Below are 15,489 nucleotides of genomic sequence, written 5' to 3'. Positions count from 1 at the left end.
TTATACCTCTTTACCATTCAAAATGTCAGAAACGGTGAAAATATCTTTGTCGCCACGACCGGAAAGATTGACCACTAAAATGGTTTCTTTGGTGCACTCGCGCGCCATTTTGACGGCATAGGCGATAGCATGCGCCGATTCCAATGCGGGGATAATCCCTTCACAGCGCGCCAGTTGTTGGAAGGCTTCTAAGGCTTCATCATCGGTAGCCGATTCATAACGGGCGCGGCCAGTGGCATTAAGATGCGCGTGCTGCGGGCCAACGGAGGGGAAGTCCAATCCTGCTGAAATCGAGTAGGATTCTTCGATTTGACCTTCGCTATCTTGCATCAAAGGCGCTTTCATGCCGAAGAAAATCCCTGTCTTACCGTGTTTAAGCGGCGCGCCGTGCATTGGCGTGTCTATGCCTTTACCCGCAGGTTCGACGCCAATCAGTTCGACACTTGGCTCGTCGATAAAGTCAGCAAACATGCCGATAGCGTTGGAACCGCCGCCCACACAGGCGATAACCGCATCGGGCAGGCGACCTTCACGTTCCAGCATTTGTTTTTTGGTTTCTTCGCCAATAATGCGTTGGAATTCACGCACTATGGTTGGGAACGGATGTGGCCCCGCAGCGGTGCCCAGAAGATAGTGGGCCTTTTCGTAGCTGCCAGACCAGTCGCGCATCGCCTCGTTACAGGCATCTTTTAAGGTGGCAGAACCTGAGGTGACAGGAATGACTTCCGCGCCCATCAACCGCATTCTAAATACGTTAGGTGATTGGCGCGCAACGTCCTTCGCGCCCATATAGACTTTACATTTCAAGCCTAATAGCGCGCAGGCAAGGGCGGTGGCAACGCCGTGTTGTCCTGCGCCAGTTTCTGCAATAATTTCCTTTTTACCCATACGCTTAGCAAGCAGTGCTTGGCCTAACACTTGGTTGGTTTTATGGGCGCCGCCGTGGAGTAAATCTTCCCGTTTGAGGTAGATTTTCACCATAGGATTTGGGCTTAAATTGCGGGTTAAGGTCAGTGCTGTTGGGCGACCCGCGTAGTTTTTCAATAAATCGGTAAACTCGGCTTTAAAGTCGTCATCTTCCTGTGCTTCCACAAAGGCAGTTTCTAATTGCTTAAGGGCTGGCACTAAAATCTGTGGCACATACATGCCGCCGTATTCGCCGAAATAAGGGTTAAGCTTTAACTTTGACATACCTTTTTCCTTATCTTATCAATCAGTTTGTCAGTGGCTTGATGGTGCTAATAGCGTCTTGGTGTTAACCGCATAATAGTGTTAACTGAGCCGTTATCTATTTGGCCACTGGCATTAATAGGTTCATATTGTTTGTTGAGCATCACTCTTGTCGAGCACCAACAGCATCTAGGGCTTCTTGCTCAGCGCGATAGGCTAGAGACGTAAATGGGCAAAAGCCGTTTGGATCAGTTGCGCCGATTTAATTCCTGCGGCGGTTTCTAGGCCAGAATTAAAATCTAAACCGTAAAATCCTTGGGCATTGGCACTGGCCGCATTGTCGGCGTTGAGTCCGCCCGCCAACATGGCATGGGCTTTTTGTGGGCAGAGGGATTTCGCATCAATGCTTTGCCAATTAAAGGCTTGGCCCGAGCCGCCAAATTGGTCTGCCGTTTTACTATCAAAGAGATATCGTGATGCTCCCTGAGGTAAGTTACCAAGCTCACCCGTTTGCGCATCGACGCTGACGGCTTTCCAAATTTGAGTAGTGAGTCCCGCTTGCTCAAGTCGCTCTGCGAGTTGTGCGATTTCAAGTTCAGTTTCAGTGCCATGCAGCTGTACGGCAGATAACTGCAAACTGGCTGCGGTATCCGTAATGGTGCTTGGCGCGGCATTAACAAACACGCCGACGAATTCAATGGCGGGAGCCGCGGATGCGCGATATTCCCTGAGCAATTGTTCAGCGGCATTAAGGGTTAATGCGCGCGGGGATTTTTCAGCAAAAATCAGCCCGGCATAGACGGCGCCTGACGTTGCCGCGGCGCGAATATCTTCCATGCGGGTGAGGCCGCAGACTTTATTGTGACCGAAGATCAATTTACGGCAGGCTAAGTCGATATCAGCCTCGGCCATTATCGAACTACCGACGAGGAAACCATCAACCAGTGGACTCAGGCGGCGTACTTGCTGATTGTTGTAGATGCCTGATTCGCTGATCACCACGCGGTCGCTGCCAATGTGTGGCGCTAGCGTTTCTGTGGTGGCGAGATCGGTACTTAAATCCCTTAAGTTACGGTTATTGATCCCAATAATCGGCGCATCTAATGCGATGGCGCGTTTAAGTTCTTCTTCGTTACTGACTTCGGTCAGCACATCGAGTAGATATTTAGCGGCTTCTTTCGCTAGGCGGTGATATTGCGCATCATCGAGCACGGACAGCATCAACAGAATGGCATCGGCACCTTGGTGGGCGGCGAGTTTAATTTGGTATTCATCGACAAAAAAATCTTTGCACAGAATAGGTTGGTTCACCCGAGCGCGCACCTTAGGGATATAGTCCATATCCCCTTGGAAAAACTGCTCGTCGGTTAATACCGAAATGCCCGCCGCATATTTTCCGTAAATATCGGCAATGGCTTCTACATCAAACACATCGCGGATAAGCCCTTTGGACGGGCTGGCTCTTTTACATTCTAAAATGTAACCCGCCTTGGGCGCCTTGAGTGCGGCAAATAAACTGCGGTCAGAGATTTTTGGCGACAGACTGGCCTCGGGGAAACGCAGCTTCAGGGCGGCAATATGGGCAGCTTTGGTGTCGACTATACGGGTTAACACATTACTTTTTGGCATAGGGTTTGTTTCTGCCTGTGGCTGAGTTCTCATATCTTGGCTATTTGTTATCAGTTCTTGAGTCATTGCCACTTATTCCTTTGTTTCACTGCTGACTTTAGCTAATTGGCTTAACAATTCAAAGGCTTTACCGCTTTGTATGGTACTGAGCGCAAGTAAGGTTCCTGTTTTCACTGAATCAGCAATCCCACACACATATAAAGCACAACCCGCATTGATGGCGACCGCATTGGCATGTGCATCTGTGCCACAACCTTTCAAAATTGCCTCGGTGATCAAGGCATTCTGCGCGGGTTCGCCGCCTTCTAAGTCACTGATTTGTGCTAAAGGCACACCTAAATCGGCGGGCGTGAGTTGATACTCTATGATGTCGCCGTCTTTTAATTCGGCCACTTGGGTGTTGCCGTGCAGCGCGACTTCATCTAAACCACTGCCGTGCACTACCATAGCGCGTTTTGTGCCAAGCGCCTTTAATACTTTCGCTATCGGTAAGACTAACTCAGGGCTATACACGCCAAGTAACATAAATTCGGGGCGGGCAGGATTGATAAGTGGCCCTAACACATTGAATAAAGTGCGCGTTTTCAGTGCTTGCCTGACCGGCCCCGCATGTTTTACTCCGCCGTGGTAGTGGGGCGCAAATAAAAAGCACAGGTTCAATGCGTCGAGGCAACGACTGGCGGTGTCTGGTGACATGGTTAAGTCAATGCCAAACTGCGCCAAAAGATCCGATGAACCCGATTTACTCGACACGCTACGATTGCCGTGTTTGGCGACCTTGGCGCCCGCCGCCGCGGCAACAAAGGCCGCAGTGGTGGAAATATTAATGGTATTAAAGCCATCGCCACCCGTGCCAACTATGTCAACGATGCCATTGCTAAGGTTATCGCCATTCGAGTAGGGAAACGTCTTGGCGGCGGCGCGCATGGCATCGGCGGCGCCACTGATCTCATCTATGGTTTCACCGCGCATCTTGAGCGCGACTAACATGCCTGCCATAGTGGCTTCACTCATTTCACCGCGAATTAACGCGCTAAAAATCTCAAAGGTGTGCTCGCGACTTAAACTCTTACCTTGGTATAAAACATCGAGTAAAGGCTGAATATGGTTTGTACTCATGCATTTACTCCTGCTGTCATGTCTTGGGTCAGAAATGCCAAGGTTTGAATGAGCAGTGTGCTGCCTAAGGTGGTGAGAATCGATTCAGGGTGGAACTGAAAGCCAACGGCTCTGTGCTCAGGGTGCAGAATTGCCATCGGCATAGCGTCAGTGGTTGCAATCACTTGCAGGCAATCCGGTACTTGAGTGGCGACGAGACTGTGATAGCGGGCAACGGGCAGGGGAGAGGGCAAACCGGCAAATACGCCAGTACCGTCATGGAAAGTCGGACTTGCCTTGCCGTGCACCACAAAAGGTGCGCGTGCCACTGTGCCGCCGTAATATTCCACCATGGCTTGATGCCCAAGGCAGATACCCAGCATAGGTACCTTACCCGCAACTTTGGCGATAAGTGCCATCATAGAGCCTGCTTCATGGGGCGCACCTGGTCCTGGTGATAACACGAGGGCTGCAGGCTCTTGTTCGTTAAGCAGTTTTTCAGCGATATAATCGGCGGCAACATCGTTGCGGTAAATCACCACTTCACAACCTAGGCTGCGAAATTGATCCACTAGGTTATAGGTAAAGGAGTCAAAGTTATCGAGTAGATAGAGTTTCATATTTGGCTCCTATTTATATTGCACTGAAGAGGATTATGCGAAGTGGATTGAGCTGACGATTCATTCACTGGTGATTCAGTTACTAGCAGTCCAGCGCCCATCTTGATGGCTGAAATCACGGCTTGGGCTTTTTGACGGGTTTCATCTGCTTCGCTTTGTGGATCCGAATCAAATACCACGCCAGCGCCCGCTTGAATAAAGGCGGTGCCATTTTTAACAAAGGCGGAGCGGATAACGATGCAAGTGTCCATGTCACCAAGGGCATTAAGGTAACCCACAGCGCCACCATAGCTGCCGCGGCGGGCTTTTTCTGCTTGGCGTACCAGTTGTGATGCACGTACTTTTGGTGCGCCCACTAATGTGCCCATATTCATACAGGCCTGATAAGCATGTAGGGCATCTAAATCTTGGCGCAGTTGACCCGTTACACGGCTGACGAGGTGCATCACGTGGGAATAACGGTCAACTTTTAATAATTCGGCGACTTTGCGGCTGCCGCTTTGGCTGATGCGTGCGATATCGTTGCGAGCTAAATCGACCAGCATTAAGTGTTCCGACAGTTCTTTTTTATCTAAACGCAGTTCAAGTTCAATACGGCTGTCTAAGTCAAAATCAATCTCACCCGTTGCGGTTTTACCGCGTTTGCGGGTGCCGGCAATCGGGTAGACTTCCACCTGATTACTGCTGGCATCAAATTTGAGCGCACTTTCTGGTGAGGCACCAAACAGCGTGAAATCTTGGCCTCTGAAATAAAACATGTAAGGGCTAGGGTTCGTCAGGCGCAGGGCACGATAAGCCCCTAAAGTATTCGGGCAAGGCAAACTAAAGCTACGGGATGGCACTACTTGGAAAATATCGCCCGCAATAATGTGTTCTTTCAAATCGATAATGGTTTGTTTGAACACCTCATCGGAAATATTGACTTGCTCAGTTGCGTCGATGGCGACCAGTGTCGGTATATCGGCAGGTGAATTACCGAGGGTTTTACACTCTGCAGTTAAACTTTGTACCCGCTCACTTAGCGTTGCGGTGATGGCGGCATATTGAGCTGAATCGTGACTGAAGTTATGGGTAATGATGTCGGCTTGTTTAAGTTTATGATCGATAAGGATTAAGGTTTCAGCGAGGTAAAATAGGTAATCAGGGCAATCGTTATCGCGGTTCGGTACGGCAGGCAGTGGTTCGACGGTATCAATCAAGTCGTAGGCCAGCACGCCACCTAAAAACAGATCCTCAAAGGCGGGTTTAATCTGGCTGTCAGTATGAGCGCCACAATCAATCTGCTGGATAAACATCCGCAGGCCATCGAGTGGCGAGGTCGATTTTAAGCGTGCATCTTCATCCTGCAATTGAGTGTCTTTTTGTAGTGTCACCACTAAGGTGGATTGCGCGCTTTGGCAGTGGGCGGTCGGGCTAAAAAAGCGTTCGATAGGAGCAAGTAAGCTCGCGCCATTGTCGGTCAGTGCGGTGAAGGTCAGCTGATAACCGTCACAGTGGATCATCATGGCGGCATGGGTCATTACCATGCTTTTTAAGTGATCTTTACTGTCGATTTCGGCCGATTCGAGCAACATAGTATGGGGCGCATCTTGGGTGATGTGCTGATATAAGCGTAGTGGATCGCTGTGGTAGGTTAATGCCGCCTTGAGTGTGCTTGAGCGTGCGAATGTCTGTTTGGGCATGTTCATATTCCAGCTACCTTATAAAATGTCTTTAACATCATGAGTTATCTCGCTTTCTTAATTTTTACCCGAGTCTGCCGACATTTTTCGCACCTAACAAAAAAGCCCGCATTTCTGCGGGCTTCTTGTTGATTCTGGTCACTTTCAAATGAGCACAGAGCTTCACACCACCCGCTACGTTGGGAAGTGCCACCACCAAATGATGTTTAATGAAGCGTTAATGTGTGTCATTCAAAAGGGTCTCGCTAATTCGTTAATTGATGTATAGAAAACCTTAGCTGGAGCTGAATGTCAATTGAATATTTTTCACTTCCTGCGATTTATTCGCTGTAATGGTGCATAAAATTGATGTTACTCAGCCACAAAATACGAGATAGCAGCGCATTTGTTAACAAGTTCGCGTACAATAGCGCCATGAATACTCAAAGCATATTGGCTGATCTACATAGCCACACGACCGCGTCCGATGGTCAGTTAACGCCGTCTGAATTGGTGGCAAGAGCCCTTGAAAAGGGTGTGCAGTTATTTGCCATTACCGATCACGACACAGTGGCTGGTTTACCTGAAGCCCGTGCTTTTAATCAGGCACAAGCTGCGCCATTGAAATTGATTTCTGGCGTGGAAATCTCTACTCGCTGGAACAGTTATGATATCCACATAGTGGCGCTTAACTTCGATGCTGATAATCCAGCGTTATTAGCATTTTTAGAAAACCAGCGTGAATTACGTGAATTACGTGCTCAAGAAATTGGCCATAGATTAGCTAAAGCCGGCATTGAAGGTGCCTACGAAGGTGCTAAGGCGTTGGCGGGTGATGCGGCATTGAGCCGTGGACATTACGCTCGCTGGATGGCTGAAAATGGTCATGCTGTGGATATGCCCAGCGTCTTTAAACGCTATCTTGCCCGCGGTAAAACCGGTTATGTGCCTAATAATTGGGGTGATATGGCCAGTGCCATTGATATCATCCATAACGCAGGTGGATTAGCCGTGTTGGCGCATCCCAGTGGTTATAAGTTATCGGCTAAGTGGCTTAAGCGTTTAGTGCGTGAATTTAAAGAAGCCGGTGGAGATGCCATGGAAGTGGTGCTTGGCCAGCAAACATTAGACGACAGGGCCAATCTTGTGGCGCTGAGTGTCCAAAACCAGTTGCTTGCATCGATAGGGAGTGATTTTCACTTTCCGAGCAATTGGATAGAATTAGGTAAAAATCTGTATCAGCCCCAAGGTATTGATTGGGTCTGGCAATCGGAATCTTGGATGGAACGACCATGAGTCAGTTTTTTTATGTACATGAAGTAAATCCGCAAACGCGGCTTATTAGTCAGGCGGTTGCCGTATTGAAAAGCGGCGGTGTGATTGTTTATCCCACCGATTCGGGCTATGCCTTAGGCTGCCTGATTGGTGAGAAAGACGCGATGACGCGGATGGCGAGAATTCGTCAAATTGAGAACGATCATAACTTTTCCTTGATGTGCCGTGATTTATCCGAGCTTGCGACCTACGCTAAAGTGGATAATCAGGCGTATCGCATCCTAAAAAGCTGCACGCCTGGGCCTTATACGTTCATTTTCAAAGCGACTAAAGAAGTACCGCGTCGCTTACAAAATGACAAGAAAAAGACCATAGGTATTCGTGTGCCCGACAATGTGATCGCACTGGCGTTGCTTGAAGCCTTAGATGCGCCGCTGATGTCGACCAGTTTAGTGATGCCGAATGCAGAATTTGCCGAGTCTGATCCTGAACAAATTCGTGATTTGCTCGAGCATCAAGTGGATGTGATTATCCACGGTGGTTATTTAGGCGAAAAGCCAACGACTGTGATTGATATGTCTGAAGATGGCGCCGAGATTTTACGTGAAGGCGCGGGTGATATCACGCCGTTCCTCTAAATCTGCCACATTAGATTTATCGCTAATGGATGCGGGTAAGTGATTCTGATAGTGGTAGTCAACATTTGGCAGTTTTATCGCCGTAGATTTACAGGTATAATCGCGCGTTTGGCGTTAGCCTAGGTTGGATAGCGCAGTGTTAACGGAGCAAGATAGCGGATGCAGGGCACGCAACAAAGTTTACCCTTAGCCGTTATTCGTGGTCAGGCAATGACCGAAATGCCGCTGGATTTGTTTATTCCGCCTGAGGCATTGGAAGTGTTCCTCGAGTCCTTTGAAGGGCCATTGGATTTACTTTTATATTTGATCCGTAAGCAAAAATTAGACGTTGTCGATTTACCCATTCAGCAAATCACCGCGCAGTATTTAGAATATATTACGTTGCTGACTCAGGCTCGAATCGAACTTGCTGCCGATTACTTAGTGATGGCGGCAACGCTTGCCGAGATTAAATCCCGTTTGCTGCTGCCGCGTATGGTGGCTGAAGATGAGGTTGAGGAAGATCCTCGGGCACAGCTTATTCGGCAGCTTAAAGCCTATGAAGTGATTAAAGAAGCGTCGCAAAAACTCGATGATTTACCGCGGCTCGAGCGGGATGTATTTCAAGCCAAAGCAGTGGCAGCACCCGACATTAAGCCGTTAATGATCCCGCCAGAAGTTTGGTTGTTTGAAATTGCCCGCGCCTTTGGTGATGTACTCAAACGTATCGATGCCTATGAAGATCATCATGTTAAGCGTGAACAGTTATCGACCCGTGAGCGCATGAGCCAGATTTTAGCCATGTTGAACTCGGAAGATTTTACGGCATTTGAACGTTTATTTACCCTAGAAGAAGGCCGTGCCGGCGTGGTAGTCACCTTCTTAGCTTTGATGGAATTAGTCAAAGAATTATTGGTCGAATTGTACCAAACAGAGCCGTTTTCAACTATTTACGTTAAGGCCTATTAATTATTGATGCAGATAAATCCGACTCAATTAAAACAGCTTATTGAAGCGAGTTTGTTTGTATTGGGGAAACCCTTGTCGGCGAAAATGTTGAAAGACACTGTATTGGTGGATTTCACGGTTTCCAGAGACAAAATAAAAGCTGCATTGGATGAGCTGCAGCAGGATTATCAAGACAGAGGTGTGCAACTTGTGAAAGTCGCTGGAGGTTATCGCTTCCAGACCTTAGAAGTCTTGAGTCCTTTTTTGCAGCCTCTGTGGCAAGAAAAGGCGCCTAAATATTCGCGTGCGACATTAGAAACCTTGGCGGTGATTGCTTATCGTCAACCTGTGACTCGTGGCGATATTGAGCAGGTGCGCGGTGTGGCCATTAGTAGTCACATCATAAAAAGTTTGTCAGATAGACATTGGATTAAAGTAGTTGGCCATAAAGAAGTACCGGGGCGACCCGCATTATATGCCACTACCTTAGAATTTTTAGCATATTTTGGCTTAGACACCTTAGCGGATTTACCGCCGCTGTCGGATACTGAGTCATTGCAGGCGGTTTTTTCAGGTTTGAAATCAGCGCCAGAACAGTCAGAAGAGCAAAATACTAATGAGTGAAAAATTGCAGAAAGTCTTGGCCCGTGCAGGCCATGGCTCCCGTCGTGAGATGGAGGCATGGATTGCTGCAGGCCGAGTTAGTATTGATGGTGAAATTGCTAGCCTTGGGGATCGTATTGAAGCGGATGCTAAAGTGCGTATTGATGGCAGAGCCATTTCCTTAAAGTCTGCCGAAGACGTGATTTGCCGTGTGCTGGCATATCATAAACCTGAAGGCGAAATTTGTAGTCGTAAAGATCCTGAAGGCCGTCCAACGGTATTCGATCGCTTACCTAAAGTGCGTGATTCACGCTGGGTAGCGGTTGGTCGTTTAGACATTAACACCTCAGGCTTATTGTTGTTTACGTCAGATGGTGAGTTGGCGAACCGTTTAATGCATCCATCGAACGAAGTCGACCGCGAATACGCAGTGCGTACCTTTGGTGAAATCCCTGAGGCGACAGTGCAACGTTTACGTACTGGCGTCATGTTAGAAGACGGCCCTGCGCAGTTTGATAGCATCAAACCAGCGGGTGGCGAAGGCATGAACCAGTGGTGGCATGTGTGTTTACGCGAAGGTCGCAACCGTGAAGTGCGCCGTTTGTGGGAATCTCAAGAAGTGCAGGTGAGCCGTTTGATCCGTATCCGTTACGGTATGGTTGAATTGCCAAAATCACTGCCTCGGGGTGGCTGGGTTGAATTGCCAATGGAGCAAGTTAACTACTTGCGTAAACTAGCAGGTTTAGAAGCGGAAACCCGCACTATGCTTGCTGCCGATAAACACAGCGTAGCCCGTGCTCAAGTAAAGAGTGCCAAAATTCGCCGCGCAGTACGTAAGCATAAAGTGACAGGTTCGGGAAAACCTAAGCCATCGCGTCAGCGCAGCTAAGTTGTTTTATCCCAATGAAAAAGGCCGCTTAGCGGCCTTTTTGCTTTCTGTTATTTGCAGCTATGTTATAACAAGTCTCAGTTGGATTGAGGAGTGAATGAATGAAGCTAATTTCAGTGAAACGGATTTGGGAACACGCTGCCCATAATGCGTTTACCGATTTAATCACGTTTCAGGGGGCACTGTTTTGCGTTTTCCGTGAAGGGACTGCCCATGTATCACCCGATGGTGCGCTACGAATTCTACGCTCAGCGGATTTAGGCGACACTTGGCAGAGCGTGGCACTGATCCGTTCGGATGAGGCGGATTTACGCGATGGCAAACTGATTGAGTATCAAGGGGCATTACTCTTACTCGGTGGCGGGACTTTACACGATAAGTCTGGCTTACAATCATATCTTTGGCGCTCAGCCAATGGGCTAGCGTGGTCGGATGCGTTAAAAGTCGCGGATAAAGGCTATTGGTTATGGCGCTTAACCGAGCATCAAAATGCACTCTATGGCGTGGGTTATCGCGCTGGGCCTGATGGTGATACCCGTTTGTATAAGAGTGAGGATGGGGTGAAGTTTGAAACTTGGCTAAAGCTGTTTAATAATCAAGGTTATGTCAACGAAACTGCCATTGTTTTTCATCAAGAAAACGGCTTTTGTCTATTGAGGCGCGATCCCGTATGGGGCCCAGAATTTGTCGGTTTACTCGGCCACAGTCGCGCGCCATTCACCGATTGGCAATGGCAAGAACTCGATAAGCGCATTGGTGGGCCAGTGATGTTGATGTATCAATCCCGTTTGTTGGCTGTAGTGCGTTTATACGATGAGCAAGTTCGTACGGCTTTAGTTGAAATTCATCCAGATACTGGCGTGGTTCAAGAACTACTGACACTGCCATCGAAGGGCGATACCAGTTATGCGGGCGTTGTGATTGACGGAAATGAGTTGTGGGTAAGTTATTACTCCAGCCATGAGTTAGCTGACTCACAGCTGGATACACAAAATTCGCTTGATGAGTCAAACAGAGTCGCCAAAGCTAAAACGATGATTTATTTTGCAAAAATTCAGTTAAGCTAGGATTGGCGGTGCGGTATCTTTGTCGTTCTTAATATCATCGACAAGTTCTGGGTTTCATTTTGAGAATATCTAAAATAATAAAGAGCCATAAATAGGCCCTTTAATATTGCTGAATCATACAGGCAGAAACTCAATAAGCGATTCGATTACTGTGCGTTAAACTGCTGTCCGTTGACGGCACTAGAATCTTGACCCATCAAATAGAGATAGGTCGGCATGATCTCTTCAGCGGTTTTGAGATCCAGTGGATTCTCTGCAGGGTAGGCTTTAGCGCGCATCTCAGTGCGGGTAGCTCCTGGATTGATGCTGTTAACTCGAACTGAGGTGCCATCGCATTCATGGGCGAGAACTTGCATCATACCTTCGGTGGCAAACTTAGAGAAAGCATAAGGTCCCCAATAGGCGCGGCCTTGACGACCCACACTGCTCGACGTAAAGATAATAGATGCACTGGGTGCTTGGCGCATCACAGGTAGTAATGCTTTAGTTAGCATGACTTGGGCCGTGACGTTCACTTTGAGCACGTCTTCGAGTGATGGAATATCTATGTGTTCAAACGGACCTAAGGCACCGAGTAAGCTAGCGTTATGTAATAAGCCGTCTAAATGATCGAATTGCTCGGCTATGGTATCGGCCATATCGCGATAATTTTGTTCCGTTGCGCCCTTAAGATCCAATGGCACTATGGCAGGTTTGGGATAACCGGCTTGTTCTATTACGTCGTAAACAGCTTCCAATTTTTTCACTGTTTTACCAAGTAAAATCACAGTGGCGCCGTGTTTTGCAAACTTAATGGCGGCGGTACGGCCTATGCCAGCACCAGCGCCTGTGACTAAAATCGTCTTGCCCTTGAGTAAATCTTTTGTTGCTTGATATTCCAACATGAGTCTCTTTTTCCTCTTGGCGAGAATGCCCGCCACTTCTAGAGTCGCCGAAGTGATAAACGCATGTTTCAAACAAATGAATGAAACTTTGTTATCAATAGCTAAAATCTTTGTGACAAACTTGTGGCTAACTCAATATTTTTACGTTAACTTGAAATGAGTTAGGGGCTAACATAAGCCCTATTGGTCACAGATCTAAAAGCTATTGTGACTAATTTCTTGGGGAAAACAAAACTATTACAACAAGATTTGGGGAAAAAAGATGAAAAGACTCATTTTGGGTGTTGCGATTGCATCTGCACTGGGCCTCACAGGATGTGGTGAGGACAGTTTTAATGAACTCAAGGATAAGACAGAAGTGCTCATCCCTGAATCGCACATGGTGTTCGACCCTGCTAATTCAAAAGTTCCATTACCGAATGATTTGCTGTTCAGTGGCACCAAAGATGGCACATTATCAATTCCGGGTGAAAGCTCGGGCAATTATGTTGATCCACAAATAGCGCTTGGGGCGTTAGATGGGTGGTCGACAACATCACCGATTTCTATTGATATCGATTTGGCGAAAAAACATGACGGTACACCGCTGACCTTAATGGCGGCATCGGTTGCACAACCGGGTGCTGTCAGAATGTTTGAAGCCACAGTAGGCGGCGCATTATCATCTGATCCCGAATGTAAGGCTAAACCGTCAGTTTCAGCCTGTAAAGTGGGTGCTGAGTTGCAGTTTGGCGTTGACTTTATATCAACCGCTTCGGGCAAAAAAGTGGTGATAATTCCGCTTAAGCCACTCAAAGCTGGGCAATCTTATATTTATGCGACAACGAATCTTATTCAAGATTCTGAAGGTCGTGGTATCGCTCCTTCAACGACCTATGGTTTGTTGAAGCTGGATATCAATACGTTACCTTTAGAAACACCAGATCAATTGATGCTGCAAACCTTAGTGAATAGTTATGAGAAAGGGATTGCTGCGGCCCATAAGGTCGATCCTTTAACCATCAGTTACTCTGGCTTATTTACAACTCAGTCTGTTGCTAACGTCTATGAAACCACCAAATTGCTGATGGCGAAGGGGGCTCCCTATGCACCAAGCTTTGCCCAGATGCCAACACCAACTGGATTGACTGTGGCTCAAGTGGCGGGCTTAACACCAGCTGCTGGAGCTGCCTATGTTGCCGCAAACTTGGCTGATGTGTATACGGCAAAAATTAAACTGCCTATTTACGGTGATTGTTCTTCAGTTGGTTGTTTATCCGCTGAAGGTAAACCATTAATTAATGGTCATTGGAAAGCCCAAGGTGATAGCCCTGTATCTGTGCTACTTGCACTGCAAGCGGGCACCCTCAGCCAGAATAATTTTGGTATGCAAGCGGTGGCTAATGGTATTGCTAACCCTGCTGATGCTTTAGCTAATCCCTCGTTAATGGCGGGTAAAACATGGGTTTTAGACGATGGCACGGCAGTTGATAAAACCAAACATCTGACTAAGTTCAATCCTATTCCAGCAATCAAAGGTTATGAAACAGTATCTGTACTGATTTCTATGCCCAATGCAACGAAATTGGCCGCTTTTTATCAACAGCAAGGTCGTGAGTTTATTCCTCCTACATCTGGTTGGCCAACAACAATTGCCCTTCACGGTTTAGGTGGCGGTAAAGAAATGTCATTGGCCTATGCCGGCACGTATGCGGCAATGGGGGTTGCGACTGTTGCTATTGATATGCCACTTCACGGTGCGCGTTCATTCGATGCTAACGGTGATGGTATTTATGAAGTCTCTGCGACAGATCCTGCCTTCGGTGCAGTTGTCGGTAAACCGGATGCCTTTAAAAATGGTAACCCGTTGGTGTTTGTGAATATTTCTAGCACTTTGTCGGTGCGAGATAACTTCCGTCAAGCGACGATGGACCATTTAGGGGTGCGTCTTGCTCTTACGGGCTTAGCACAGGGCTTAGCACAAGCAGGTCAGCCGCAAGTATTTGATGTGACTAAAATCAGTGCTCAAGGTCTGAGTTTAGGCGCCATTGTGGGCACCGATTTTGCGACCTATGCCAGCACAGGCATGAAGAATCCTGCAACTGGCGATGCCTTGCCAAATGCTTATGCTATCAATGCTGTATCCTTAGTTGCGCCAGCAGGTGGATTAGCAGGATCATTCGCAGGTTCTGCAACCTTTGGCCCAGTGCTGTTTAGTAATATTACGGCATCTGCAACTTTCCAAGCACAGGTCGATGCGGCTAATACAGCAGGTTATGAGCCTGGTAGCCCTGAATATGCGGCACTGGTGCAGGGGGTATATGCCCAATTTATTCCGACGTTTGCCTTTGCGGTTCAAACAGCGGTAGATTCTGCAGATCCTGTTAACCATGCTGCTATGTTAAAAGCGACAGGCTTACCTGTGCACTTAATTGAAGTGGCGGGTGATGGTAACGGTAACTTAGCAGATCAAGTGCTGCCTAATCGCGTCGATAACTTCCCATTATCGGGCACTGAGCCACTGATCGCTGCCATCGGGCTACCTTGTGCCGATAGCACGAGCAAAGGTCATGGCGTTGTGCGCTTCGCTAAAGGTCACCACAGTTCGATTGTTGATCCTAAAGAAAAGGAATCAACGGATGGTATGGCCGCGGCTGCCACGGTTGAAATGCAGGCTCAAGTGGCAACCTATGCTGCTACTGCAGGTAAGGGCGATGCGACGATTTTAGTGACAAACAGTGGGGTCATTGCGACTTGTCCTAACTAATCTTGCCTTAATCGGAAAAACCCAGCCTTTGCTTAATGCCGATCAGTTAAGACAGATCGCTTGACGATCTCGCTGAAAAGATCAAAATCCGATGACCTCATGTCATCGGATTTTTTTATGCAACTCTCAGAAGCACTCGCCCGTACTCATATTACCCGCCTAACCGAATTCACCTGCTTAGCAGATGTGTTAGAACCTGAGTTAATTCAATCTTGCCTAGACTCTCAGGGCGTTGCGACGTTAAGACGGCGTAAATTGCCGATGGACGCGATGGATGATTTG

At 47.8% G+C, this 15,489-nt stretch carries 14 protein-coding genes and 1 other annotated feature; of the genes, 8 read left to right on the top strand and 6 right to left on the bottom strand.

The features are described 5' to 3' along the window. The 5 genes from trpB to L5L77_RS09450 all read right to left on the bottom strand — a co-directional run bounded on the left by trpB (position 1) and on the right by L5L77_RS09450 (position 6,199). Positions 1-1,191, bottom strand: coding sequence for a tryptophan synthase subunit beta (gene trpB, locus L5L77_RS09470; RefSeq protein WP_012089560.1), 1,191 nt, complete (start codon positions 1,189-1,191; stop codon positions 1-3). A gap of 195 nt (positions 1,192-1,386) precedes the next feature. Then, entirely contained in the window at positions 1,387-2,865 is a 1,479-nt protein-coding gene (gene trpCF / locus L5L77_RS09465) for a bifunctional indole-3-glycerol-phosphate synthase TrpC/phosphoribosylanthranilate isomerase TrpF (RefSeq protein ID WP_263222627.1), read from the bottom strand. Between the two features lie 6 nt (positions 2,866-2,871). After that, positions 2,872-3,918 carry an anthranilate phosphoribosyltransferase gene (trpD, locus tag L5L77_RS09460; protein WP_263163363.1) on the bottom strand — a complete coding sequence of 349 codons (1,047 nt, stop codon included), beginning with the start codon at positions 3,916-3,918 and terminating at the stop codon, positions 2,872-2,874. Next, positions 3,915-4,517, bottom strand: a complete 603-nt coding sequence (locus L5L77_RS09455) for an aminodeoxychorismate/anthranilate synthase component II (RefSeq protein WP_168824192.1) — start codon at positions 4,515-4,517, stop codon at positions 3,915-3,917. The genes trpD and L5L77_RS09455 overlap by 4 nt, the downstream gene beginning before the upstream one ends. Then, positions 4,514-6,199 (bottom strand): anthranilate synthase component 1, encoded by a 1,686-nt coding sequence (locus tag L5L77_RS09450; protein WP_263222625.1) that lies wholly within the window; start codon positions 6,197-6,199, stop codon positions 4,514-4,516. The genes L5L77_RS09455 and L5L77_RS09450 overlap by 4 nt, the downstream gene beginning before the upstream one ends. A 96-nt stretch (positions 6,200-6,295) precedes the next feature. Next, positions 6,296-6,403: a sequence feature (Trp leader region), on the bottom strand. A gap of 210 nt (positions 6,404-6,613) precedes the next feature. Here L5L77_RS09450 and rnm point away from each other — a divergent pair. The 6 genes from rnm to L5L77_RS09420 all read left to right on the top strand — a co-directional run bounded on the left by rnm (position 6,614) and on the right by L5L77_RS09420 (position 11,577). Further along, positions 6,614-7,474 (top strand): RNase RNM, encoded by an 861-nt coding sequence (gene rnm / locus L5L77_RS09445; protein WP_168824188.1) that lies wholly within the window; start codon positions 6,614-6,616, stop codon positions 7,472-7,474. Then, complete coding sequence (locus L5L77_RS09440; RefSeq protein ID WP_028760994.1) at positions 7,471-8,091, top strand: L-threonylcarbamoyladenylate synthase; 621 nt, start codon at positions 7,471-7,473, stop codon at positions 8,089-8,091. Before rnm ends, L5L77_RS09440 begins: the two co-directional genes overlap by 4 nt. Before the next feature lie 159 nt (positions 8,092-8,250). Then, positions 8,251-9,039: a segregation and condensation protein A gene (locus tag L5L77_RS09435; RefSeq protein WP_263184837.1), complete on the top strand. Its 789-nt coding sequence runs from the start codon at positions 8,251-8,253 to the stop codon at positions 9,037-9,039. A 6-nt stretch (positions 9,040-9,045) separates the two neighbouring features. Further along, a complete protein-coding gene (gene scpB / locus L5L77_RS09430; protein ID WP_011788946.1) occupies positions 9,046-9,642 on the top strand; it encodes an SMC-Scp complex subunit ScpB in 597 nt (198 codons plus the stop codon). Continuing rightward, positions 9,635-10,510, top strand: a complete 876-nt coding sequence (rluB, locus tag L5L77_RS09425; protein WP_106650906.1) for a 23S rRNA pseudouridine(2605) synthase RluB — start codon at positions 9,635-9,637, stop codon at positions 10,508-10,510. The genes scpB and rluB overlap by 8 nt, the downstream gene beginning before the upstream one ends. A gap of 101 nt (positions 10,511-10,611) precedes the next feature. Then, entirely contained in the window at positions 10,612-11,577 is a 966-nt protein-coding gene (locus L5L77_RS09420) for an exo-alpha-sialidase (RefSeq protein WP_263184836.1), read from the top strand. Between the two features lie 146 nt (positions 11,578-11,723). Here L5L77_RS09420 and L5L77_RS09415 read toward each other — a convergent pair whose 3' ends face one another. Further along, on the bottom strand, positions 11,724-12,461 hold the full coding sequence (locus L5L77_RS09415; protein WP_263192225.1) for a YciK family oxidoreductase: 738 nt from the start codon (positions 12,459-12,461) through the stop codon (positions 11,724-11,726). A gap of 262 nt (positions 12,462-12,723) precedes the next feature. Here L5L77_RS09415 and L5L77_RS09410 point away from each other — a divergent pair, with 262 nt between their 5' ends. Both L5L77_RS09410 and L5L77_RS09405 read left to right on the top strand, forming a co-directional pair. Further along, positions 12,724-15,207, top strand: a complete 2,484-nt coding sequence (locus L5L77_RS09410; protein WP_263192227.1) for a VolA/Pla-1 family phospholipase — start codon at positions 12,724-12,726, stop codon at positions 15,205-15,207. 99 nt (positions 15,208-15,306) lie between these two features. After that, positions 15,307-15,489: transposase domain-containing protein (locus tag L5L77_RS09405; RefSeq protein ID WP_263222623.1), on the top strand; the 183-nt coding region annotated here is incomplete at its 3' end.

The sequence above is a fragment of the Shewanella sp. SM29 genome (assembly GCF_025654245.1).
GTDB classification, from domain to species: domain Bacteria; phylum Pseudomonadota; class Gammaproteobacteria; order Enterobacterales; family Shewanellaceae; genus Shewanella; species Shewanella oncorhynchi.
The sequence above is the reverse complement of the archived record's forward strand: the minus strand, read 5'-3'. Positions and strand labels throughout refer to the sequence as shown.